Below are 22,232 nucleotides of genomic sequence, written 5' to 3'. Positions count from 1 at the left end.
TCAATCAGCCAACCCCTTTATCATCACTCCTCAGCGATCGAGGACTTCCTCATACAATCTCTAACTAGGCCAATTCTCCTTTAATAACTTGTAGACCTCAGATAAGGCCACGGGGAGGGTCTTGGTCTCGGCTATTATCGGCATGAAGTTGCTGTCGCCTGTCCACCTAGGTACTACGTGGACGTGGACGTGACCTGGCACACCTGCGCCGGCGGGCCTGCCTATGTTAACCCCGATATTGAAGCCCTCGGGGTTGAGAGACTTCCTTATGGCGACCATGCTCTTGTTAACAAGCTGCACTAGTTCTAGAAGCTCTTCGTCACTCATCTTCTCGAGGCTGTCCACGTGCCTGTAGGGCGCCACCATTACATGGCCGCTGTTGTAGGGGAAGGTATTTAACACCACGAAGTTGAACCGCCCCCTGTACACTATGTAGGCCTCCTCGTCCCTCGCGCCCTGGAGTTTGCAGAAGAGGCACTCCTGCGCGCCCGCCAGCGTCTTGACGTACTGGTACCTCCAGGGCGACCAGAGTATCCTCAAATGTAGACACCTCGTCGCATAGCATATTTTAGCTCAGAGCAGATTATATGTGTAGTAAATCAACAAAAACGCTGTCTACAGACGAGAGTGGTCTTATTTGATCGAGCCATCGCTACTCGCAGTAGTCGAGTACGCTATTACACTGCTCTTCCTAGCCCCCTTCTCCGTCTACGACTACAAGAAGAGGGACATACCGGACAAACTCGTGTACTTGTTCCTAGCGGTGTCGGCGGTCTTCTGTTTCCTGAATTTCTACTTGGTAAAAGACCTCATACCCTTCCAAGCCCAGGCTCTATACACTCTAGTGTCCGTGGTGCCTGTCCCGCTAGTGCTACTGATCCTGACTAAGCTAGAGCTCGTGGGGCTAGCCGACTTCTACGTGGTAACTTCGATCGCCATCGCATACTCTGCACCGCTCAACTACCCCACTCTACTAGGTGGATACAGCGTCCCTGTACCTCCTATAGTCTACTCGGTCTTGATCTACGCCCTAGTACTCCAGATCGCGGTCCACTACGGGGTTCTCGTAGTGAGATTACACGGGTTGGGGTTTAGGGTTCCCAAAGGCTTTAGCGCGTGGGACAAGGTCTTCCTGGTGGTAGCGGGTTGGCCTCTTACAGTTAGCGAACTACTGGAGAAAGACTACTACGTGCCACTACAAGAGCCCTTCGAGACCCCTCTGGGAGTCGAGTGGAGACTTAAGGGACTAACGAAAGTAGAGGACTCGGAGTTGAGGTCTAGAATCGGCGAGTTCCTGGAAAGAGGGCTAGTCAAACACGACGAAGTAGTATGGGCCTCTTACGGCCACCCGCTAGTGGTTTACATATTGTTTGGCTTCATAATATTCCTGGTAAGGGGCTTCTAGACCTCACTCCTCGGCGTCCCTAATACCCTCCTCCGTTATTACGAAGACCGCCTCCCCCTCTGGTAGGTGGGGGGCGTCGACGATCCTTGCTATCCTTTTGTTGCCTTTCGACTTTCTCAGCTGGACTCTAACACCGGGTGTATGCGCTAGTACGTGCCCTCCCACGGCTACGGTAGGGTCGCCGTAGAACACGTCGGGCCTGGCCATTACCTGGTTTGTCACGACCACCGCTAGATTGTAAGCCTCCGCGAGCCTCATTAACTGGTGTAGGTGCGCGTTGAGCTTCTGCTGCCTCTCGGCCAGGTGCTCTCTACCAGGGTACTCCGCCCTGAAGTGGCTCGTGACGCTGTCTAACACTACAAGCCTCACGTTGTTCTTGGGCACGAAGCTGAAGAGCTCCTCGACTATGCTGATCTGGTGGTCGCTGTTGTACGCCCTCTGGTAGAATATGTTCTCCATAGCCTTGTCGGGCTCTAGACCCACAGCTCTAGCCATCGCCTCGATCCTCTCCCACCTGAAAGTCCCCTCGGTGTCTACGTAGACCGCCTTCCCAGACAGTCCACCCTTCTCGGGCGGTAGTTGCACATTAACGCTGAGCTGGTGGCATATCTGGGTCTTCCCCGTGCCGTACTCGCCGAAGAACTCGGTAATGGTCTTGGTCTCGACCCCTCCGCCTAGGATGTTGTCGAGCTCTCTACTACCCGTCGTTATCTTCTTTATAGACAGCCTCTCGTACTTTACGTCCTTGGCCGTCTTGAAGGTCAGCCCGAGAACCTTCCTCGCGGAGTCAATGATCCTCGACACCGTTGTGGGGGGCAGCCCGGTCTTCTCCGAGACCTCCTCGGGTCTAGCGACTATTAGAGCCCAAACAGTAGTGTACCCAGCAGACTCGAGCTTCTCGGCTATTTGAGGGTTGACGCCCGGTAAATCCTTCACGTAAATTACCTTGCTAGAAGACCCACCCTCGCTCACACGACCACCCTACTATGTAATAGCTGTTTTTAAACCGGCTATTTACGTTAACTGGGCTCTACCTCTTCCCGGTACTCTAGGATCTCGTGGAACGTGTTCCGGCGACAGTATGGGCAGTAGTGGAAAAGCTGTGTAAACTCCTTCTTGAGGGGGAAGCTGACCTCTAGCTTCCACGTGTTGCCACACTCTTTACACTTCAGTAGCCAGTAGGGTATTCCGGGTCACCCCTTTTCTCGCAGTATACCTTTCTCGACCAACATTCTCAGTACCCGGTTTAAAACGTCTACGACAAGGTCCCTCTTATTAACATCGCCCAGAACCCTGATAGCTGTCAGGTCTATATCGCCTGTCCTAGTCAAGTCCAAAAGAACTCTCGCCTCCAAGTCCGTTAGCACGTCTGAGAGATACCTTAGGGCTATCCGGGCTAGAACAACCGGCTCTAGTCCGCCGAAGGGCTTACTAGTGTCGACACTATCGAGCCTTTTAACAACTCTTAAACCGATGACCGTGACGTACTCATCGTCTCTTATACCAGGGTATATCTTCCTTAACTCGCTCACGAGTTCGGCTCTGCTCTCGAACCCGTCTCTTCTAGCCTCGCTCTCACTGATGTCTCTCAGTCTTTTATAGTACACGTACTCGACTCTAGCTAAGGCTATCGGGCGCGAGCCCGCGTGTACTACTACTTGCTTGTATCTCGGCCTTACAATACCCCTCCTGATAGTTGTCGTTTTAGAACCCTCGATTATCTTCTCCGCGTACTCTCCCCGGAAGACTATGTGCCTCCCGAGAAACTTCTTGGGCGACATCCCTAGCTACTCTACTCACAGCTGGTAGCTCGCCAAAGGCCTCCTACTGACCAGGAGAGGTAGCGTGGGCTCTGTCCTAGGGTACCCCTTGACCTCTTCACCGAGCTTGGTGAGAAGCTCGCTCACAGACATAGCGATAGTCTCGTTAGTCGCCCTCACCCTGACGCTGAGCGTCCCGCTCTTGACCTCTCTCTCGCCTACCACTACGATGTACGGTATCCACTCCCTCCCCGCGTCCCTGATCTTCTTCCCCAGGCTCTCGTCTCTGTCGTCGACGTCTACCCGGTAGCCCTCGCCGGCTAACTCCTGGGCCACCTTGACGGCGTAGTCCACGTAGTCCTTGGAGACCGGTATTATCCTCACCTGTACCGGGGCTAGCCAGGTGGGTATACTGGGCGTCCTCCCCTGCTTCTCCTCTAGCGCAGCGGTGTCTAGTAGCATGTAGATGTACCTCTCGACGCCGCCGATGATAGCTGTGTGGATTATCACTGGGTGCTTCTTCTCGCCCTCGGGTGTCGTGTAGGTTATGTTGAACCTCTTACCGTTGCCTACGTCTATCTGGAATGTCGCTATCTCCCTAGGCCTCCCGATGTTGTCTATTATATGGTACTCCACGTTGAGAACCCAGTAGTAGATACCGCCCGGTATTACAGCTACCAGGACTGGGTAGTTCTCTCTCTTGACGAACTCAACTATGTCGTTGAAGTTGTTCTCGAAAAAGTCTCTCGAGACGTTGTACAGCGCGACATACCTCCTACCGACTTTACCAGCCTCCTCCATGATCTTCTCCTGGACTAGCTTCGACACCTCTATGGCCTCCCTGAGGTCTCTGGTTAGTATGTGGAGGTCTGGCATGTAGAACTTCCTAAGCCTGAAGCAGAGGTTGAGCTCGCCTCTCTGCTCAAGCCTGTAGCTGTCTGCGACCTCGAACATGCCGAACGGTAAGTCCTTGTAGCTTATAACCCAGTCTCTCAACATGGCGAACTGCTGGTGACATGCAGCGTACCTCATGACGTACCTGTCCTCGTCTACAGCGACCTCGTACAGCCGGTCCCCGAACAAGAGCGCGTGCTCTAGGACAGGCTTCTCCTTCAGGTTGAACATGTTACTGCCCATGACCTTGAAGACGGGGATGCCCAGGCTCCTCACGGTCTGCCAGCTGTACCTCATAACGGACTCCATTATCACCACAGCGTGGGGCCCGTACCTCATGTGGCCGTGGTCGCTCATCGGCTCCCACTCGAAGCCGAACTTCCTACAGTAGTCGTTCACCCTGTTCTCCCCGCCGGCCAGCTCGACTCCGAATACTTCCTTGTCCACAAGGATCTTCAGGTCGGGGTACTTCGAGTAGTCGAACTCGGCCGGGTTGTACACTCTCCCCTCTGGGGTAACGATGTAGAAGGTCTTCTCCACCGCCCGCCTCACTACACCTGTCTCCTGCTTCCTTATGGTCTTGGATAGCTCACTGAGAGGGTGACCGTAACACTCCAAGACGAACTCCTTGTACCAGCCGAAGGGGGCTCTCTCTACCCTTAGACCCCTCTCCCTCAACTTGTCGGCGAACTTCCTGAGGACGTCCATGGCTACCGTCGGGGGAGCTAGCTCGCTCGATAAGTGCGCGTAGGGGTAGACCACCACGGTACTGGGCTTGAGGTTAGAGGCTGTCTCGTAGATTTCGCTGGCAGCCCTTTCAGCGACGCTCTCGTCGTCGCCTTGCTCCACAGTCGAAAAGACTACTAGGGCGTTCTCGAAATCACCTGTAGCACTCGCCTCGCTGAGGCTCTCCGGCTCCTTGACAGCCGGCTCCCTCGCCTTGTACGAGAACCTCTTCGCGTGTATTAGAAGTAGCCTCAAAACCCATCCCTTTAAGGCTTGGTGCATTAATGAGCGAGGCTCATTTAATACTTTGCTCTCGTTGAAGAAGCTTAATAGCGTGTATCGTGTTCGTAGTAATTGGTGATGAACCCCTAAAACGCGAGAGATGAGCGGACCTGTCTCAGCTGAGACGAGTTTTACGAGGGGGTTCAGCCTACACTACACGGTGGTATCCAAGGAGAGGACCTCGCCGACTACTACTCCCGGCATCTGAGAGAGGCCGCCGTACTTCCCCAGGAGTTTCACGGTGATCGACTTGAGGCGCTTGTAGCTCGTACTGCTAATATTAAACACCTTGGTTACGAAGTCCTCGGGGGGCACTACTCTCGTTGAAGCCGCGTAGGCCACCATGTACGCTAGCGCGTACCTGCCACGGAGACTCCTGGAGAGGAGAGCTGGGTTCTCCCTTCTAATGATCTCGAGCCCTCTCTCCACGTAGGTCTTCACCCCCTCTTTCTCGATGTTCTTCTCTGCCACTATAGACGCCTTGCTCTTAACCGTGTTAACAAACCTGCCTGTCTCTAGGACTTTGTCTGTGTCGACGATCATCCAAGGCTTCTCCCTAGCGATCTTGTAGGCCTTGTTGTACAGCCTGAGTTTGAACTTGTACGTCTTCCTGTCGATCACGCTCCTCGGGCCGTGCCTTCGCCTGTGCACTGCCTCGTCCTCGTCGGTGTCGGGTGCGTGTCCACAGTCGTAAATCCTGTCTACGACGAGGCCGCAAGCACTACATACCACGAAACCCTCCTCGTAGTCCCATACGAGGCTGGACCCGCATACAGGGCATTTCTCCATCACGACACCAAGCTAGCATACGTCAGCCGTTGTTATTAGAGGAGGCTTCAACCGAGGGGAGGGGGAGGGTTAAGCGAAAGTATTGGGTAGAGTTCGTTTATTAACCTTGTAAAGTCTATCATTAGCCAAGGTGGTTGTATTGGGGGCTGTTCTACCAGGCACAGTAATCGGGATCAAGACCAGCAGCGGCGTAGTCCTGGCCGGCGAGAAGAGGATGACATACGACGGCTTCATCTTGAGTAAGAGTGTAAGGAAGCTGTTCCCGATCACCGAGCACACAGCGGTAGGGTTCGCGGGCTTAACAGGGGACATGAACTTCCTGTATAGAGTGCTCAAGACCGAGGCAAAGAACTACGAGCTCGAGCACGGGAGGGAGATCAAGACCAGGAGCCTCGCCAAGCTGCTCTCTATAATCCTCTACAGTTACAAGCTATTCCCAATGCTGACAGAGGCAGTGGTGGGCGGCTTCGACGAGGCCCCGAGCCTTTTCGTGCTAGACGCCGTAGGCAGTCTGCTAGAGGAGAGGTACACTGCGCTGGGCTCGGGCTCTCAGCTAGCTCTGAGCATAATCGAGCAGAGCTACAGGGAGGACATGCCGCTCGAAGAGGCGAAGAACCTGGCTGTCAAAGCTGTCTTGGCCGCTATAGAGAGGGACGTCTTGTCGGGCGACGGCGTCGACGTCCTAGTCATAACTAGGGAGGGTATTAAGAGCGAGGAACACTTGCTGGCCAGGTCCACGACCCGCTGAGGGAAGACCCTTCCGCTTTTCTAAGACCGTTGGTGAAAATTTATTTACTCGACTTAAGTCTAGAATAATTAGTCGAGTGGGACAGGTGTACCTCTGTATGAATATACGCGTGAAGGCAGTTTTCCCTATACTCTTCCTGGCTATAGTAGTACTACCCCTCCTTACAGTAGTGCCGGTGGGTCAGGCAGCGAACCTGCCTCCAAGCAGGGTCACGGACGTGAAGAGCCTGCTAGAGGTCTTCGATAGCCCTAGCCCCAAGGTTGTAGACGCGCAGGAGCCGGGCGTCCAGGTCGTAACCAGCGGTGGCTCACAGGTATACAAGCCCTTCATCCTCGTGGCGTTCAAGCAGGCGCTCTCCTACGTCAGGGAGTACGCTAAGATAAAGTACTACGTCCCGCTACCCAACGGCGTAGTAGTCGCGCACGTGGCTGTCTCGAGAGAGGGGCTCGTCAAGCTAGCCGGGCTACCCGGCGTCTTGAGTATCATGCCTTCACCATCCTTGGAGGAGCTGTTCTCGGACCAGGCCAGGCTTAAGTCGATGGCGTTCGAGGACAAGAGCCCCAGCCAGGTCGCTGGCGCTGGCGGTTACAGTACTTTCTCGAGCCTAGACGTACTAGGCGTAAAGAGGGAGTGGTCCACCTACGGCTACAAAGGTAAGGGAGTGATAGTTGGCATAGTAGACACCGGTGTAGACTTCACCAACCCCGAGCTTGGGCTAGACGCGGTCGCGAGGGACTCCTCTGGTACACCGCTCGTGGTAGTCAACGACGAGCACATAGCGCTGACGCCCATTACTGTTGTGAGAGACGCTAACGGCTACCTGAACACGAGCGGCGCTATCGTCCCAGTGTTCAGCACCCTCTACTCCGGTCAGTACGGGTACCCATACGTGTACACAGTAAGGGTGACGGTCAACTACACGGCTCCGCCCGTGAGTAAGAGCGGCGTCTACAAGTTCGGCTTCCTAGAGTGGTTCTTCTCCGACTCGCTGACAGGCAACTACGTAAGAGTAAGGATCCCCACTCTGCTCGTGGACGCCGACACTCCCGGAGTGTACAACGCCGTGATGTTCGACTTGTCTTCGGCGTTCTACGCCTTGTCCGTGACCATGAGGAGCCTGGAGAACAGCACGCTGGGCACAGTGTTATGGGCTGCCCCGAACCCCGCCTGGCTAGACTACAGCTTTAACGACGAGCAACTCTTCAAGCTGGGCGTAAACGACGTGGTCGGCAGGGACTTCAATGGTGACGGCATTATAGACTTCGGCGTCGGCGTGATAGCGGGCGCTTACATAGACTCGTACGGTTTAGCGAACTACACCTACTCGTACCCCACCTTCACGTTCGGTCAGCCCGGCGAGTACCCCGGCTTAGACCCTAGAGGCAACTACATCGCTATACTGACGGACTGGCAGGGGCACGGCACTAGTGTGGCTACAGTTATCGCCGCTAGGGGTAGGCTCAACTACACAGGCTACTCCAAAACCCCCGGTGAGGTGTACAAACTATTCGGTGTCGCCCCCGAGGCCAAGCTATCTGCCGGCACGGGGTTCTACTTCGGAGACCTGATACCAGTGGAGTACTGGCTGGGTGGCTGGGACTGGGTCTACGACCCGACTTACAACGCCCTCTACCCTGTGCCTAGCGGCGTGAGGAGGGCTCACATAATCAGCAACAGCTGGGGCTACGTAAACCTGGCTAGGTGGGGTCACCAGGGCCCCGGCATGGACTACCTGTCGGCAGTCTTTGACCAGATAATATCCGTCAACCTGCTGGTCAACCACAACGTAACCATAGTGTTCGCGGCTGGGAACTACGGGCCGGGCTACACGACTATATCCGCGCCCGGTGCCGACCTGTTGATAATAGAGGTTGCCGCTTCCACGAACATGGAGTACTTCAGGTTGTACGGGTTCCCGCCCGGTTACAGCGGTGATATAGTACCCTTCAGTAGCAGAGGGCCCAACGCGCTCGGCTACCCGAAGCCCGACGTCGCTGCCATAGGCGCGTTCGAGTGGGCCGGCGTTAGGACGGTCGACGGTAGAGGCCGTGGCGTAATAGGGTACAACGAGGGTGCCGGCGGGGGCTTAACGCTATTCGGCGGTACAAGCGAGGCGACACCCTTCACTAGCGGCGTCCTAGCCCTAGGCGTACAGGCCTACATGTCCAAGTACGGCTACGTGCCATCCCCCATAGAGCTCAAGGTGCTGCTCAAGAGCAGCACGAACGACTTGAAGTACCCTGCCCTAGAGCAGGGTAGCGGGCTGGTCGACGCGTACAAACTGGTATCCACGATACTGAGCGGGGGCATGACAGCGTACTTGACGCAGCCGATAGCAGCGGCCTTCACCGAGAACTACGCTAACGTGTACGGTAGCTACACGAGTGTTATAGCGGGCATGTTAGCCGACACGGCGCTGTACGCCGTAGTCCCGCCGGGCTCCTCCTACGACTTCACGATATACCTGAAGGGCCAGGGCCCAGCTTTCGCGAGAGCTGTGTGGCACCAGCTCGTTAGGGAGGTACCCGTCTACAGCGGCGTGTACTACTTCACCACGAGGTACTTCGTACTACCCAGGGTGTACTTCGCTGACGCGGACTACGTAGAGTTCTACATAGTCTTCCAGAACCTGTCCTACAATCCGCCATACTACGGTATGTTGCCCTCGAGCAACGGCTACATGATCAGGGCGGACATCTTCGACAGCTACAACGGTAGCTTGTACAGGCTGACCACGGACGCCAAGGTAGCGACCGAGGACAGGATCCCTGTGGGCAACGTGATGCAGAGAGTTAAAGGAGACCTTGTACTGAGGCTCAGGCCAAACCCGAGCGTCCCCGCCCCCACGCCCGTTGTTGTCAGTATAGTTGCCAGGGTGTACAAGGAGGCGTCACCGTACCTGGTGTCGCTCAGTGTACCTTACGCCTACGTCAACGGCACGGGCTCGATAACGGGTAGAATAGTGGTGCCCTCGACTCAGCCTCCAGGAGTCTACGACTTCAAGATACAGGTGTACACGTCTAACAAGGTAATAGTGATACCAGCCACAGTAGTCGTACCGGCTGTACTAGACTCCACGTGGTACGTCAGGCTAGGCGGCTTCAAGTCAGTGCTGTCGTACGACTCCTACACGCCGGTCGGCCTCGCAGACCCTGCCTCCGGCAGGTACACTGAGAGCCTCGACTGGAGGATGATACCTGTCTACGTGTCAGACCCGAGGATAGCCGGCATTCTACTGATAGCCAGGTGGTCTAGCGGGCCCGCCAGCTCCCTCGAGCTCCTGGTCCAGCCGCCGGGAGGCTCATTCCTGCCTTCAGGAGACCTCAACCTGTTCTCGGGCTACAAGCTCGCGGCGTCGATAGGCTACGTGTACAACCCGAACCCCAGTGACCAGTTGAGCAGTGTCTTGAGGCTCTACGCGCCCGTGAAGTGGAGTACGTTACACGCCTACGCCGATATACTCGCACACTACAGGATAACAGTCTCGCCGACGAGCTACACGGAGACGACCATACCAATAACTTACGCGTATCCAGGTGCCTTGAGCGGGCTCTACAGGATTCTAGTCGCCTTCAACAGCTACAGCGGTAGGCTCGTCTACGACCCCGTCACGCTAGAGATAACCGTGGTGAGGGCCTACCAGGTCAAGACACAGACCGCCAGCGGGCTGAGCGTGACAGCCTACTTCACCGCGCCCTCGATAGCGTATCCGCTACTAGGTGCTAAGGCCTACGCTGTCACAGACGGTAGTGTAGCCGGCGCAAGCCTGAGCACTATACCTCTCGGCACGAGGACGTTCCAGAACGGCTCAACAGCGACAGTGCTGGAAGGCCAGGGCTACTACCTGGGCACCTCGAGCAACGGCATCAACTACTACGTGTCCTACACGGTCTCCTCGGCGAGCTACGTCGAGACTGTAATGGTACTACCCAGCTGGACGTGGCACGCGACAGGCCTCTACTACTACAACACTACCTCGAACAGCCTGGTAGTCTTCAGCATAGCGTACAACGCGGTCATCACGACCGGCTTCTAAACCTGAAACCCCTTTTTTCCCGGCACCCACATTCTCTCACTAGATGGTGGAGTTGTTCGACTACAGCAGGGCGACCAGGTTACAGAGAGAACTGTTTAAACAGGTCATTGCGAGCGTAGAGAGGCCTCTCTTCCGCGAAGACGAGGCCCGGCTTGTCGCGGGGCTGGACGCTTCGTATACGCGGGGCCTCTCGGTCGGCGTTGCGGTGCTAATGGACTTACACGAAATGCGGGTGGTCGACAAAAAGTACGCGGTTGTAAGAGCGGGTATACCGTACGTACCGGGGCTACTCGCCTTCAGAGAGGCGCCGGGGGTTATAAGAGCACTGCTAGAGCTCGAGAAGAAGCCGGACGTGTTAATGGTCGACGGGCACGGTCTAACCCACCCCAGGGGCTTCGGTATAGCCTCCCACGTCGGGCTCGTGACCGGGATTCCCAGCGTAGGGGTGGCGAAGAGCAGGCTATACGGGGAGGAGAAGGTGGAGGGCGGTGTCAGGTACGTGTACGCCCACGGCGTGAAGGCGGGCGTCGTGGTCGAGCACGGCGGCGCGGAGCTCTACGTTAGTATAGGCTACAGCGTTACACTAGAGCAGGCCGTGAGACTCGTCAAGAAAACCCTCCTAGGCCACAAGCTGCCCGAGCCGCTCTACCAGGCAGACCTGTACTCGAGGGAAGTCAAGAGGCTCTTAGACAGAAAGACTCCTTGAAAACCGCGGGGCCGTCTCTGCAAGTTAAAATTGGGCCTAGTAGATGAGAGTTAAGTAGGGCCCGTCGCCTAGCTTGGATAGGGCGCCGGCCTGCGGAGCCGGAGGACCCGGGTTCAAGTCCCGGCGGGCCCGCTAGCGCTGGTAGCCAGTCTATCATTCAGCAGTGCACGGGGTCTCTAGCATGAAGCCGAGTTTCGAGTGCCTACGCTGCCTGTTGACCATCAGGCTTAGAGAGGTCGAGAACTCGAGAGCAAGCAGCGAGGAAAAGCTCGAGACGGCTAGGAGAGTCCTCTCTCTGGCCGAGTCGTCCTTCGGCTATGAGGCCGAGCTGACGCATTTAGCGACAGACTTGTACAACACGTTGACAACCCTCCTCCCCAGCGTGGTCGACTACTACAAGAAGGTCAAGAGAGAGCTGAACGAGCTGGCGATCAGGAGCCTGGGCCTCCACCAAGACTACGCTACAGGGCTGGACGGGCCTAGTAGGTTCAGGTACCTGGTCAAGCTATCAGCTCTAGGCAACTTGATAGACCTCGGGGTAGCCGGGCATAACCACATCAACCCGGAAGCGCTCACACCGGGCCTGGTAGAGGGGTACGAGTTCTGCATAGACGACACGGTGGAGCTCTACGAGGCCGTCTCGCGTGGCGGGCTCCGGGTGCTCTGGCTCTTCGACAACGCCGGCGAGGCTGTCTACGACACACTGTTGATCAGGGAGGTCAAGAGGTACGGCAACACGGTGTGGGGCCTGGTTAAGGACGAGCCGGGCTTCCAGAACGACGTCACTATAGAGGACGCCGCACTCATCGGGCTGGACAGGGTGTTAGACCGCGTCGCGTCCTACGGCTGCAGGTGCTCCACAGTACACTTGGAGAAACTGGGCGACGAGGCGAGGAGGCTAGTCAAGGAAGCAGACGTGGTCGTCGCCAAGGGCATGAGCCACTACGAGTACTTGTCGGAGGTAGACCTCGGCAAGCAGGTGTTCTTCATACTCATACCGAAGTGCCCGCCTGTAGCCAGGAGCCTGGGAGACCCCAAATGCCAGGGCAAGATAGTCGTGTTAAGGAAAGAGTAGAAGTAGACAACGTGTTAAGCGACCGCGCTAACCTACACCCCGCCCAGTCTCGTAACGCTCGCGCGATTCATCCCCACCGCCGAGAGGGGGTGGCGGGCGTTTTTTCAGAGCTCCAAGACTAGTCTTCTCATTATAGGGTCGGGTATCGTATAGGTGCTACCCTTTTTCTCTATGATCATGGCTCTCTCTAGGCTGTCTAGCATGTCTGAGAGCACTTTAGCGTTGATGCCTAGCGCGGTCTCGAGCTCGCTCCACTTGGCTGGGAGAAGTTTGAGGAGCCTGACATATCTCTCCGGGTTCTTCCTCCCCGCTAGGAACTTCTTGAGCTCCTGGGTAAGGACTTGCTTTCCCTCGGAGTAGACTTGTTCTAGGGCCTCTCTATGCCCTAGACCCCTGACACACCTCATGTTCCCGTAGTAAGCAAGCCAGCCAGGGTAGCCTCCTAGCGACTCCACCGCTTCCTCCACCTCAAGCCGGGGAGGCCTCATATCGAACTCTCTAAAGCCTGCTTCCAGGAACTCGACTCCGACATCGCTAGGGAAAGGCTTTAGCTCTATCTTCGCCGGCTGCCTCCCATACAAGGGGCTCTGCGGCGTGGGCTCTAGTAGCCCCGTGATAACTCCCACCAGGGAACCCGTGAAGACGAGCTTTACGTCGTAAGTGTCCCAGACCTTCTTGAGTAGTTTCAACATGTAGTTACGTGGGAGTTCCTGCACCTCGTCTAACCCGATAATTCTGCCCTCAAGCTTCGAGAAGACATCCTCAGCGAGCCTTGTCCAGCTTATAGTCAGGGGCCCCATGGTTATTTCTATGTTCAGTTTCCTAGCGTGTTTCATCAACTCTTCGACAAACCCTCGCATACTCCTTACTCCAGCGAGGTTCACGTACAAACCGCCCACCTCGTTTAAGAAGACCTTTAGGAGCGAGGTCTTACCCGTCATTCTCCTGCCGAGGACTACAACCCACTCGCTTTTGGTGAGCCTGTGTAGCTCCTCGAGCTCTTTCTCCCGCCCGTATAACTCTTCTCTCTTCTCCTTGGGTCTTAGGTCAAACAACATGCAGGTTACCTAGGTAATAGGTTACCTAGGTAACCAATTAAAAATAACCCTCCTAGAGATTACAAGGAGTTTACTGTGTCAGTCTGTTATGGCATTACTCTAAACTACTATCTTATCCGGCATGCTCTCCTGCCTGCTGTGCTTCTCGAGGATCATTGTTGCTTTCACGGGTATTTCGGCGACGTAGTTTATGACGGACTTGTAGACCTCGACGACGCCCTTTCTCGTCAGGTAGTAGTCTCCACCTCTCTTCTCCAGGAGCCCCGCTAGAGTAGCCAACTCGAGGAAGGCCCTAATACTGTAGGGGATCTTTTCTACACCTAGCTCGTTGAAAAGCCTTGTCTTGACCACTCCACTACTCAACTGGTCGAAGAGGGCTCTCCAAGCGATAGTGGACTTCTCGAGGCTCCTGTAGTACACTGCCGGCGGCTTACCTTCGTTCACTAGACGTACATAGGACTGGACATCGTGCACGTTGATGTACTGGTAGAGACCCGTGTTACTCCACGCCCCTGCGCCAAGGCCTAAGAGTGGGCCGACCATCTCCAGGTTCACGGTCGCGTACTCGTACTGCTCTCTCGAGATCGAGTACACTCTGACTAATCTGAGTTTCTTGTTTTCCACGAAGTCCAGGGCCCTCTCCACGAACTTGTCGACTAGTCTCTCGTCCTGGGCTAGTCTACCCTGTTCCACCAGCTTGAAACCTGGCGAGTGGCGTGGGATTATTGTGGGATAAAACGTTATCTGGTGCGCTCCTAGCTCGAGAGCCCTCTTTAGGTCGTCCTCGAATATGGTCAAGCCCTCCTCCGGGCTGATCTCCACGTAGCCTCTTATACTAGGCGGAAGGAACATCAAGTCTACGTTAACCCACTTGAAACCAGCCTTGACAGCGTTCTCGACAGCCCTAACGTTGTCTTCGACAGTGTGCTTCCTGCCGAGCGCCTTCAAGACCTTCCCGTTGAAGCTCTGGGCCCCTATACTCACCTCGCCGACTTCGTTCTTGTAGAGCTCACCAGTGTACTCGCTACTGGTTAGGTCCTCGGGGTTCGCCTCTATCCCGATGTTCGTCTTCAAGGTGAAGTACTCTGACAGCTTCTCGTAGAGCTCCTTGAAGAAGGATGCTGGTACTAGACTCGGCGTGCCGCCGCCCACGTGTATCTCGACGACCTCGTAGCCGCCGCCCTCGAGTAGTCTCCCGTAGACATCTATCTCGCTCACGACGGCGCGGAGGTACTTCTCGACCTCGTCCCTTGATCTCAGTACGGTCTTGAAGTAGGGGCAGAAGGGGCATGTAGTCTTGCAGTACGGTATGTGAACGTAGACGCCTATCCTCCTGTCTCTCATGCTCTCTCCAACCATTTTAGTGTGTAAGCCTGCGTCTACGACCTTGAACAGCTCCATGCGAGCCGGTCTCCTGAGAAGCCAGTGGACCTTTAGGTTCCCGCTGGACAAGACCAAGGTAGTGCACCATCACCGTGGTACGAGTGCACTTACGAGCTATCGGCTAAATAAGGGTTTTCAGACGTTTTCCATAAGCGTGAAGCGGAGCCGTGACTGAGGCCACGCGGTGATCTCGCTGGAGGAGTTCAAGAGGGTTAGGGTGAGGTCTTTCAAAGAGGTCTACGCTCTAGTAGACGAGAAGATGAGGTCTATTACCGACAAGAGTGTGGGAGCTCGCAGGCTCGTGGGCGACGAGAAGATCAGGAGGGTTCTCACAGCTAAGCTCAGAGTCTCCTGCGAGACCGTTCGAGAGGAGCTTGAGAGGGTAGAGGAGGCCGTCTCCCTAGTTAAGAGCATGGGCGAGTTCTACGCTAAGCTGTTCGAGTTGTACACTAGGCTAGACTTGGACGCACTGCTCGGCAAGTTGAGGAGGAGCCGCAGGCTTGTTGGCAGGATAGAGGAGGACTACGCTAGCAGGTTGAGGAGCGCCGGGACTAGGAGGGAAGCGGTCGCGTCGTTTAGAGAAGGCTTGGGTAGGTGCCTTTCACTATACAAGAGGCTCAACAGGGACGTCGTGAGAGTAAAGCAGGGGGTCGCAGAGCTGGCAAAGATGCCCAGTGTTAAAGGAGACTACGTCGTGGTCATAGCGGGCATGCCCCAGGTGGGGAAGTCCACTCTCCTCAGCAAGCTGACCCGGGCTAAGCCAGAGATAGGGATGTTCCCGTTCACGACCAAGACCATTATAGTCGGGCACTGGGAGAGCGAGTATGGGACGGTCGTCTTCGTCGACACACCGGGTATACTGGACAGGCCCGTGGACGAGATGAACGAGATAGAGCTCAAAGCCGTCTACGCAGTCAAGTACCTCGCCGACGCGGCTATTTACGTGTTCGACGCTAACCCGAACAGCTACTACAGCCTCGAACAGCAGTTGAAGACGTACAGTACCGTGAGAAGCCTACTGGGCGACAAACCCGTGATCGCGGTGTTGAACAAGGTCGACGTCCTGCGCGAAGACGAACTCGAGAAGCTCGCAAGAGAGCTCGGCGAGAAGATACCCGGGGAACTAGTACGAGTCTCAGCCCTGAAAGAACTGAATTTAGACTACTTGAAGAAAGTAGTGTTGGAGAAGCTTACGGCTGGTAAGAGACCCCCTTGACCCTTATAATACCGGGTTTATTTAGACCCCCTTCTACTCTGATCTCTGTCTCTGGGAAGAATATTTTCGCAACTTCTATTGCCGTCAGGGTGTGGAGTGTTATAGAAGACACGCCTACCTCGCTTTGACCCCCCGCTAAGACAAGGTATGGCACGAGCATGTCGCCCATGTGCCTGTCAAAGCACATTCCTGTCGAGACTTCCTCGACGAGAGCCTCTGCGGCCTCGGTGCCTACTCTCTCGGCCGGCTTCCCCCTAGCCCCCAGCGAGTCTGCTCCCAGCCTAGTGCCAGACCTTGTCTCGGCGTACAGCACGATGCCGCTACCGGGGCCCAAGTGGTGGTCTTTGCCCGGCTCGTAGAACTCTAGGTCGATCGCGGGCTTGATGCCGAGCCTGCTCATCACGACGCTGGCCGCGCTAGATGCCTGCCTCTCTGCGACGTGCTTCGGCAGCCTCACGGCGTGGCTAACCCCCCTGACCGCTACGACACCCCCGTGCTCGACCAGCTTGACTGGCTTCAACACGCTGGCGGTCTTCTTCACTGTGAACTCTACTAGGCCCCCGCCGCGTGGGTAGTGCCCTCTCTTCAACACGTCAATTCTCACCTCAACTCCCAGTAGCCTCATGTTGTACGCGAAGACGTGCTTCATGTAGTCGATGGGAGGGCTCCACTCGACGTCTGTGCCCCCTGTTATCTGGACTCTGGCCTCCCTCTCGCTGAAGAGCAGCACTGGTATCATGGCCTGCATGACCAGGCTTATACTGCCAGCAGTCCCGATGTCGAGCCTCATGAAGCCCCCTCTCCTCTCTCTGGGCTCGAAGTACAGCTCCATGCTCCCTACTTCGGCGCCCCTCACGATGGCGTTGGTGGCCTCTTTCAAGGCGTTGACGGCTGTAAGGTGTTGGGGCCTCAAGCCAGGGTTGTCCCGCTTAGCCCTGATGTTGTAGATCCTCACAGGCCTTAGTGTGAGGGCCGAGAGAGCTAGGCTGTACCTGAGTATCTGGCCCCCTCCCTCTCCCATGCTACCGTCTATTTCAACGACCCTCACTACTACACACTCTCCTGACTCTTTCGACACCGCCGATCTCGTCTATAAAGTACGCCACTTCTTCTGGTACAAGGTGCCTCCACTCCAACCCCTTCGCCATAAACCCTCTGATCACGGTGCCTTTGTAGAGCTCGGGCTTCTCGAGGGGTATTTCAATAGTCTTGAGCCCCAGCCACTTGAACGGGTCGAGTACCTGGGGGTTCCCCGAGGCGACGGCCTCAACCCGGGGTGATAAAGAGAGCGTGTAGGAGGTCCAGGCCGGCGGCATCCTTATGTCGGGGACCGTTATAATCCAGACTCTCCCGTCTATACCCCGCGCCTTGGTGTAACTCCTGATCATCTCGACTCTCTCGCCGCCGGTGAAGGGGTTCTGGCAGGTGAAGCCCTCTTGGGCGCTGCCCACAGCCACTACGACCTCGTCGTACCTCTCTAGGAGCCACCCTATCGCGTATGCGTGCCCGTTGTGGAACGGCTGAAATCTCCCGGGGTAGAGTACCCGGCCCACAGACCCCACCAGTAGAGGCTATCTAGAGGCTGTCAAGTTGACGCTGTCCAGGATACTCGGAGTGAAGATGTTCGGCACGGTCTGGTAGCCGCTAGACGGGTCTCTGACAGCCCGCGATATGAGCCTGGCGAAGGTGTATATAGCGTTGGGCTCGCCGTGGTTCAGTATTATGTTCCTCGGTTTAGGCTTGATGTTCAACACGTACCTGACAAGCTCTGTCTGGTCGCTGTGGCCGCTGAAGCCGTCTATGCTGTGAACCTCAAGGTTTATCTTGAGTACCTCGACTTTGCCCTCGACGACATTCGTTATCTCCCTCATACCGTCCTTTATCTTCCGCCCCAGTGTCCCCTCGGCCTGGTACCCGACGAAGATCAAGGAGCTCCTCTCGTCGCTGGCTATCAGCCTGAGGTAGTCGACGGCGGGGCCGCCGGTGAGCATGCCGCTGGTAGCCATGATTATGGAAGGCCTGTCCTCCACGATATCGGGCCTGCCGACGTCCCCTTCTATGATCTTGAAGTGCTCGCTAGTGAACGGGTTCTCGCCCCTGTATATGGCGTCTCTCAGGCTCTTGCTCATGTACTCGGGGTACTCGGTGTGTATAGCTGTCACCTCGTTTATCAGGCCCTCGATGTAAATGTTTACAGGCGGGATCAGCTTCTTCTCGATAGCCTCGTTTAGTACTACCATGATCTCCTGTCCTCTACCCACGGCGAAGACAGGTATTAGGACGACGCCGCGTCTCTCTATAGTCCTCTTAACTATGTCTACCAACTGTTGCTCGGCGGCCTGCCTACTCTGCTGCTTAGTGGCACCGTAGGTGCTCTCTATTATTAGAGTCTCTACTCTAGGGAACTCGCTAACCGCCTTGTCCAGCAACCTGGTGCTAGAGTACTTGAAGTCCCCCGTGTACACTATGTTGTGTAACCCCATGCCTATGTGGAGGTGGACGATAGCCGACCCCAGTATGTGCCCAGCGTTGTACATTGTGAGCTTTATGTCGGGCGCTACGTCGGTGACCTCGTCGTACTCCACTGGTATTGTGTGGAGTATCATTGTGGACAGGTCTTTCTCGCCGAAGGGGATGTCTCTCCCCTCTCTCCTGGCGACCTGGATCAAGTCCTGGATCATGATCGCCGACAGCTCCCTAGTGGGCTTGGTCATGTACGTCGGGCCCCTGTACCCGTACTTGTAGAGTAGCGGTACTACCCCTACGTGGTCTAGGTGCGAGTGAGTCACGATGACAGCGTCGAGCTCGTCTACTCTGATAGCGTCGAGGTCGATCTCGGGGTAAGCCTTGAGGGGGTCGTGTATAGCGCCCACGTTAATGCCGAGGTCTAGTAGCACTCTACTCTCCTTTGTCTCGACGAGGATCGCAGACCTGCCCACCTCCATGAAGCCCCCGAGAGCGGTGACCCTGACGTAGTTGTTCTTGAAGATCACGTCTCTGTGAATCCTCTCGCCGACTCTTCTGAGGAACTCTAGCCTGTACTTGCTTTGCTTTAGCAGGTTGGACATAATGGTGTTCAACATCTTGGACTCTAGCGGCGAGGCTCTCTGGGGTACGGGCCTCCAGCCCGTTTCAGCCAGGACGAAGTGCCTTATGATGTTGCCCTTGCCGACTATCGCACCCGGCTTCTCTGCCTTTATCCAGACCTCGCCGAGGGTCTCGTCGAAGACTATACTGTTCGGGTCGACGTTCGCGTCTTTCGGGACTAGCTCGAGGATCTTCTTCTTGGCCTCCTCCGGGGGGAGCCTCGCATCAGGGCTGGCCCTTACCACGACCCTCTTACGTATCTTCTTGGCAATGGCCTTTATGGTGTCTAGGAACTTTACGATTGCCTGCCTGTTGTTGACGTAGAGGACTATCTCCGGCCCCTCAAACTCGATGCTCGCCAAGTTGAGCTCCGGCGGTATCTCCTTCAATAGTAGCTCCACTAACGTTTTCCTGTTCTTGTCCAGTATGTCGCTAGGTAAAGTCACTTCCCTACACACCCTTAATTACGCGGGGAGAAGTCGTGGTTCTGTGTGGATCTTTGTGTAAGACGTTAATTAACTTTTATACTTTTAAGCCTATTGGTTGGACAAGAGCTTCTTCGCGAAGAGGAACGACTCCTCGGTGTAGTAGTTGGGGCCTATGACCACCACGTCAACGCCCTCGCCGCTGAAACCGTCCCTGCTCAGAGCTGCCTCTACAGCCTTGAATGCCAGGTGTTTTGCCTCTTCGAGGCTCATGTCCTTCCTGTACTCCTTCTCTAGAACCCCGTAAGCTACTGGCGACCCGCTGCCCGTGGAAGCGTACTTCTCCTTGGAGATGGAGCCGTACAGGTCCAGGTAGTATAGTGAGGGCCCCTCCTCGTCGACGCCCCCGAGCAGGAGCTGGACTATGAAGGGGACGTACCTCAGGTACGCTGAGAGTATGAGGGACATGTAGTTCGAGAGGGACCTTAAGGTGATCCTCCTCCCGTAGTCCAGCTCGTAGAGCCTGGCTATGTACCTCGCCTCGTCGACGAGTACTTGCGCGTCCGCCACAAGCCCGGATATAGTCATTGCTGCGTAGTCCGTTATCTTGTGTATTTTCTTGACCCTCTTGTGGTATACCATGGGGCCTCCAGTAGCCCTCTTGTCAGCGGCCAGCACTACGTAGTCGCCTACTACTAGGCCGACAGTCGTCGTCCTGCTCTCGGTATTCAAGTAGAGGACACCTCTTTGGTGTTATGAATCGGGTTTTAAGCTTATATAAACGTATGTCTAAAGGGTGTTGACTTGAGTATACACGAGATAAAACTGCCGTTCATAGTCGTCGTCGGCAGTAGAGTACTCGGCAAGACCGCTGGTGTCCTGGAGGCCCTGGGCGGCCGGCCTGGCGACCTAGTGGGCATAGTCACGGGGAGGAGCACTTTCGAAGTCGCCGGTAGAGAGGTCGCGGAGAACCTGAAAGCCGGCGGCTTTAGGGTGAGGGTCTTCGAGGCAGGGGAGGCCAGCGTCGGTGTGGCAGAGAAGATCGCGGAGCAGGTGAGAGGAGAGAACGTGAGCTTCGTGCTGGGTGTTGGCGGTGGCAGGTCTATAGACTTGGCGAAGTTCGCGGCTGGGAAAGCGGGTGCCAGAATGGTGAGCGTCCCCACGGCCCCTAGTCACGACGGTATCGCGAGCCCCTTCGCGAGCTTAAAGGGCCTGGAGAGGCCGACCAGCGTGTATGCGACGACGCCCAGTGCTATTATCGCCGATACGGGCGTTATATCTAGATCGCCTAGGAGGCTGATACTAGCCGGGGTAGGGGACTTACTGGGGAAGTTCACGGCTGTTAAAGACTGGAGGCTCGCCCACAGGCTGAAGGGGGAGTACTACGGGGAGTACGCTGCCCAACTGGCACTAATGAGCGCTAAGCACGTCCTGAGGTACCACGAGCTGATCGCTAGCGGTAGCGAGGAGGGTGTAAGGATACTCGTAGAGGCTCTCATTAGTAGCGGGGTCGCCATGTGTATAGCTGGGTCGAGTAGGCCCGCGAGCGGTAGCGAGCACTTGTTCAGCCACGCACTAGACATACTAGCCCCGGGGCGAGCACTACACGGCGAGCAGGTCGCCCTCGGGACTATACTCATGCTCTACTTGTACGGGGATAGGAGGTGGAGGCTCGTCAGGGACGTCATGAGAAAGATAGGTCTGCCCACGAGAGCCGACGAGATAGGTATACCAGTCGAGACCATAGTCAAGGCTCTTACAATCGCTCACAAAATAAGGCCCGAGCGATACACTATACTCGGCGAAAACGGCTTGACGTGGGAGGCCGCTTGGAGGCTCGTTAAGGAGACTGGTGTCGCCTAGCTCTTCTGCGACTGCTCGGACTTCCTGGCGATCACTTCTTGGAATACGACCTCGTTGACGGCGTCCTTAAACGTCTCTAGGATGTCCGTGGCGAGGCTTATCTTGGCATACGGTAGGTCCCTCCTGCTGATGTACTTGCCGGGGAGACTAACCGTCACTCTCTTCGAAGCCTCGTCGAGGTCTACTTTGAGCTCCTCGCCGGGTATACCCAGGTGTCTAACCGCGAGGTAGAGGAGCTTTTCCTTGGCGTCGGCGAGCTTCCTCACGACCTTGACCTTGTACACTAGCACCTTACCAGCTAGCGGGTGGTTGAAGTCTACTACGACCCTACCCCCGCTTATGTTCTTGACTACTCCTCTCCCGGACTCCGTCTCGACTATGTCTCCCACCTTGACGTCGTAGCCCCTCTTAGTGAACTCTCTAAGGCTGTAGATCTTTACCTTGTTCGGGTCTCTGTCACCGTAGGCCTTATCAGGCGGGACTTCAATAGTCTTCTCCTCGCCTTCGCTCATCTTCATGATCTCTTCTTCGACGAACTGGTTCATCCACCCCTTCCCTAGGACTACTAGCGTCGGGCCGTAGACCCTCGTCTCGTCGTACATGTTCTCCTGCTTCGCCGTGTTCGCGTCGGTCGTGTCGACGAGGTTGCCCGTCTCTTTAACCCTCACGGTGTAGTCTACTAACAGGAAGTCCCCTTTCTCGAATGGCATCTAAACCACCTCTTTAATTAGAGCTGTATACGGTTTTTTAAAGAATGACGTTTCTTAAACCCGCTCCCC

At 55.9% G+C, this 22,232-nt stretch carries 19 protein-coding genes and 1 tRNA gene; 8 read left to right on the top strand and 12 right to left on the bottom strand.

Translation table 11 applies throughout. The features are described from left to right. Nucleotides 1-60 precede the first annotated feature (60 nt). Nucleotides 61-540 carry an HIT family protein gene (locus TCELL_RS01215; protein ID WP_014736908.1) on the bottom strand — a complete coding sequence of 160 codons (480 nt, stop codon included), beginning with the start codon at nt 538-540 and terminating at the stop codon, nt 61-63. Nucleotides 541-637: 97 nt separating this feature from the next. On the opposite strand from TCELL_RS01215, the gene TCELL_RS01210 reads away from it, so the two are divergent. Then, nucleotides 638-1,405 carry an A24 family peptidase C-terminal domain-containing protein gene (locus TCELL_RS01210; protein WP_014736907.1) on the top strand — a complete coding sequence of 256 codons (768 nt, stop codon included), beginning with the start codon at nt 638-640 and terminating at the stop codon, nt 1,403-1,405. A gap of 3 nt (nt 1,406-1,408) precedes the next feature. On the opposite strand, the gene radA is transcribed toward TCELL_RS01210, so the two are convergent. The 4 genes from radA to TCELL_RS01190 form a co-directional block, all read right to left on the bottom strand. Continuing rightward, a complete protein-coding gene (gene radA / locus TCELL_RS01205; protein ID WP_014736906.1) occupies nt 1,409-2,377 on the bottom strand; it encodes a DNA repair and recombination protein RadA in 969 nt (322 codons plus the stop codon). A gap of 221 nt (nt 2,378-2,598) precedes the next feature. Continuing rightward, on the bottom strand, nt 2,599-3,186 hold the full coding sequence (locus TCELL_RS01200) for an ASCH domain-containing protein (RefSeq protein WP_014736905.1): 588 nt from the start codon (nt 3,184-3,186) through the stop codon (nt 2,599-2,601). Nucleotides 3,187-3,201: 15 nt separating this feature from the next. Next, on the bottom strand, nt 3,202-5,040 hold the full coding sequence (locus TCELL_RS01195) for a threonine--tRNA ligase (RefSeq protein WP_048162863.1): 1,839 nt from the start codon (nt 5,038-5,040) through the stop codon (nt 3,202-3,204). A gap of 180 nt (nt 5,041-5,220) precedes the next feature. Further along, a complete protein-coding gene (locus tag TCELL_RS01190) occupies nt 5,221-5,856 on the bottom strand; it encodes a TFIIB-type zinc ribbon-containing protein (RefSeq protein ID WP_014736903.1) in 636 nt (211 codons plus the stop codon). Nucleotides 5,857-5,986: 130 nt separating this feature from the next. Between TCELL_RS01190 and TCELL_RS01185 the strand changes: the two genes are divergently transcribed. From TCELL_RS01185 to TCELL_RS01165, 5 genes are all read left to right on the top strand, one after another. Further along, nucleotides 5,987-6,604, top strand: a complete 618-nt coding sequence (locus tag TCELL_RS01185) for an Ntn hydrolase family protein (protein WP_014736902.1) — start codon at nt 5,987-5,989, stop codon at nt 6,602-6,604. Nucleotides 6,605-6,701: 97 nt separating this feature from the next. Continuing rightward, entirely contained in the window at nt 6,702-10,640 is a 3,939-nt protein-coding gene (locus tag TCELL_RS01180; RefSeq protein ID WP_014736901.1) for a S8 family serine peptidase, read from the top strand. Between the two features lie 43 nt (nt 10,641-10,683). Further along, the gene (locus TCELL_RS01175) at nt 10,684-11,346 is read left to right on the top strand and encodes an endonuclease V (protein WP_014736900.1); all 663 of its coding nucleotides are present in this window, start codon (nt 10,684-10,686) and stop codon (nt 11,344-11,346) included. Nucleotides 11,347-11,403: 57 nt separating this feature from the next. Continuing rightward, nucleotides 11,404-11,478, top strand: a tRNA-Arg gene (locus TCELL_RS01170). A gap of 49 nt (nt 11,479-11,527) precedes the next feature. Then, a complete protein-coding gene (locus tag TCELL_RS01165) occupies nt 11,528-12,421 on the top strand; it encodes a damage-control phosphatase ARMT1 family protein (RefSeq protein WP_048162849.1) in 894 nt (297 codons plus the stop codon). A gap of 104 nt (nt 12,422-12,525) precedes the next feature. Here the strand turns inward: TCELL_RS01165 and TCELL_RS01160 are convergent, their stop codons facing one another. Continuing rightward, nucleotides 12,526-13,479 carry an AAA family ATPase gene (locus tag TCELL_RS01160; RefSeq protein ID WP_014736898.1) on the bottom strand — a complete coding sequence of 318 codons (954 nt, stop codon included), beginning with the start codon at nt 13,477-13,479 and terminating at the stop codon, nt 12,526-12,528. A gap of 99 nt (nt 13,480-13,578) precedes the next feature. Further along, nucleotides 13,579-14,937, bottom strand: a complete 1,359-nt coding sequence (locus tag TCELL_RS01155) for a coproporphyrinogen-III oxidase family protein (RefSeq protein ID WP_014736897.1) — start codon at nt 14,935-14,937, stop codon at nt 13,579-13,581. Nucleotides 14,938-15,046: 109 nt separating this feature from the next. On the opposite strand from TCELL_RS01155, the gene TCELL_RS01150 reads away from it, so the two are divergent. Then, nucleotides 15,047-16,078, top strand: a complete 1,032-nt coding sequence (locus TCELL_RS01150; protein WP_014736896.1) for an NOG1 family protein — start codon at nt 15,047-15,049, stop codon at nt 16,076-16,078. Here TCELL_RS01150 and rtcA read toward each other — a convergent pair. From rtcA to psmB, 4 genes are all read right to left on the bottom strand, one after another. Next, on the bottom strand, nt 16,053-17,126 hold the full coding sequence (rtcA, locus tag TCELL_RS01145) for an RNA 3'-terminal phosphate cyclase (RefSeq protein ID WP_048162846.1): 1,074 nt from the start codon (nt 17,124-17,126) through the stop codon (nt 16,053-16,055). The two genes, TCELL_RS01150 and rtcA, sit on opposite strands and share 26 nt — an antisense overlap. After that, complete coding sequence (locus TCELL_RS01140; protein WP_048162844.1) at nt 17,113-17,631, bottom strand: nicotinamide-nucleotide adenylyltransferase; 519 nt, start codon at nt 17,629-17,631, stop codon at nt 17,113-17,115. The genes rtcA and TCELL_RS01140 overlap by 14 nt, the downstream gene beginning before the upstream one ends. 18 nt (nt 17,632-17,649) lie before the next feature. Next, nucleotides 17,650-19,611: a beta-CASP ribonuclease aCPSF1 gene (locus tag TCELL_RS01135; protein ID WP_014736893.1), complete on the bottom strand. Its 1,962-nt coding sequence runs from the start codon at nt 19,609-19,611 to the stop codon at nt 17,650-17,652. A gap of 90 nt (nt 19,612-19,701) precedes the next feature. Then, the gene (gene psmB / locus TCELL_RS01130) at nt 19,702-20,322 is read right to left on the bottom strand and encodes an archaeal proteasome endopeptidase complex subunit beta (protein ID WP_014736892.1); all 621 of its coding nucleotides are present in this window, start codon (nt 20,320-20,322) and stop codon (nt 19,702-19,704) included. A 72-nt stretch (nt 20,323-20,394) separates the two neighbouring features. On the opposite strand from psmB, the gene TCELL_RS01125 reads away from it, so the two are divergent. After that, nucleotides 20,395-21,453 (top strand): NAD(P)-dependent glycerol-1-phosphate dehydrogenase, encoded by a 1,059-nt coding sequence (locus TCELL_RS01125; protein WP_014736891.1) that lies wholly within the window; start codon nt 20,395-20,397, stop codon nt 21,451-21,453. On the opposite strand, the gene TCELL_RS01120 is transcribed toward TCELL_RS01125, so the two are convergent. Beyond that, nucleotides 21,450-22,163 (bottom strand): FKBP-type peptidyl-prolyl cis-trans isomerase, encoded by a 714-nt coding sequence (locus tag TCELL_RS01120; protein WP_014736890.1) that lies wholly within the window; start codon nt 22,161-22,163, stop codon nt 21,450-21,452. The genes TCELL_RS01125 and TCELL_RS01120 overlap by 4 nt on opposite strands. Nucleotides 22,164-22,232 lie beyond the last annotated feature (69 nt).

The sequence above is a fragment of the Thermogladius calderae 1633 genome (assembly GCF_000264495.1).
GTDB classification, from domain to species: Archaea; Thermoproteota; Thermoprotei_A; order Sulfolobales; family Desulfurococcaceae; genus Thermogladius; species Thermogladius calderae.
This window is presented reverse-complemented; position numbering and strand designations above follow the sequence as displayed.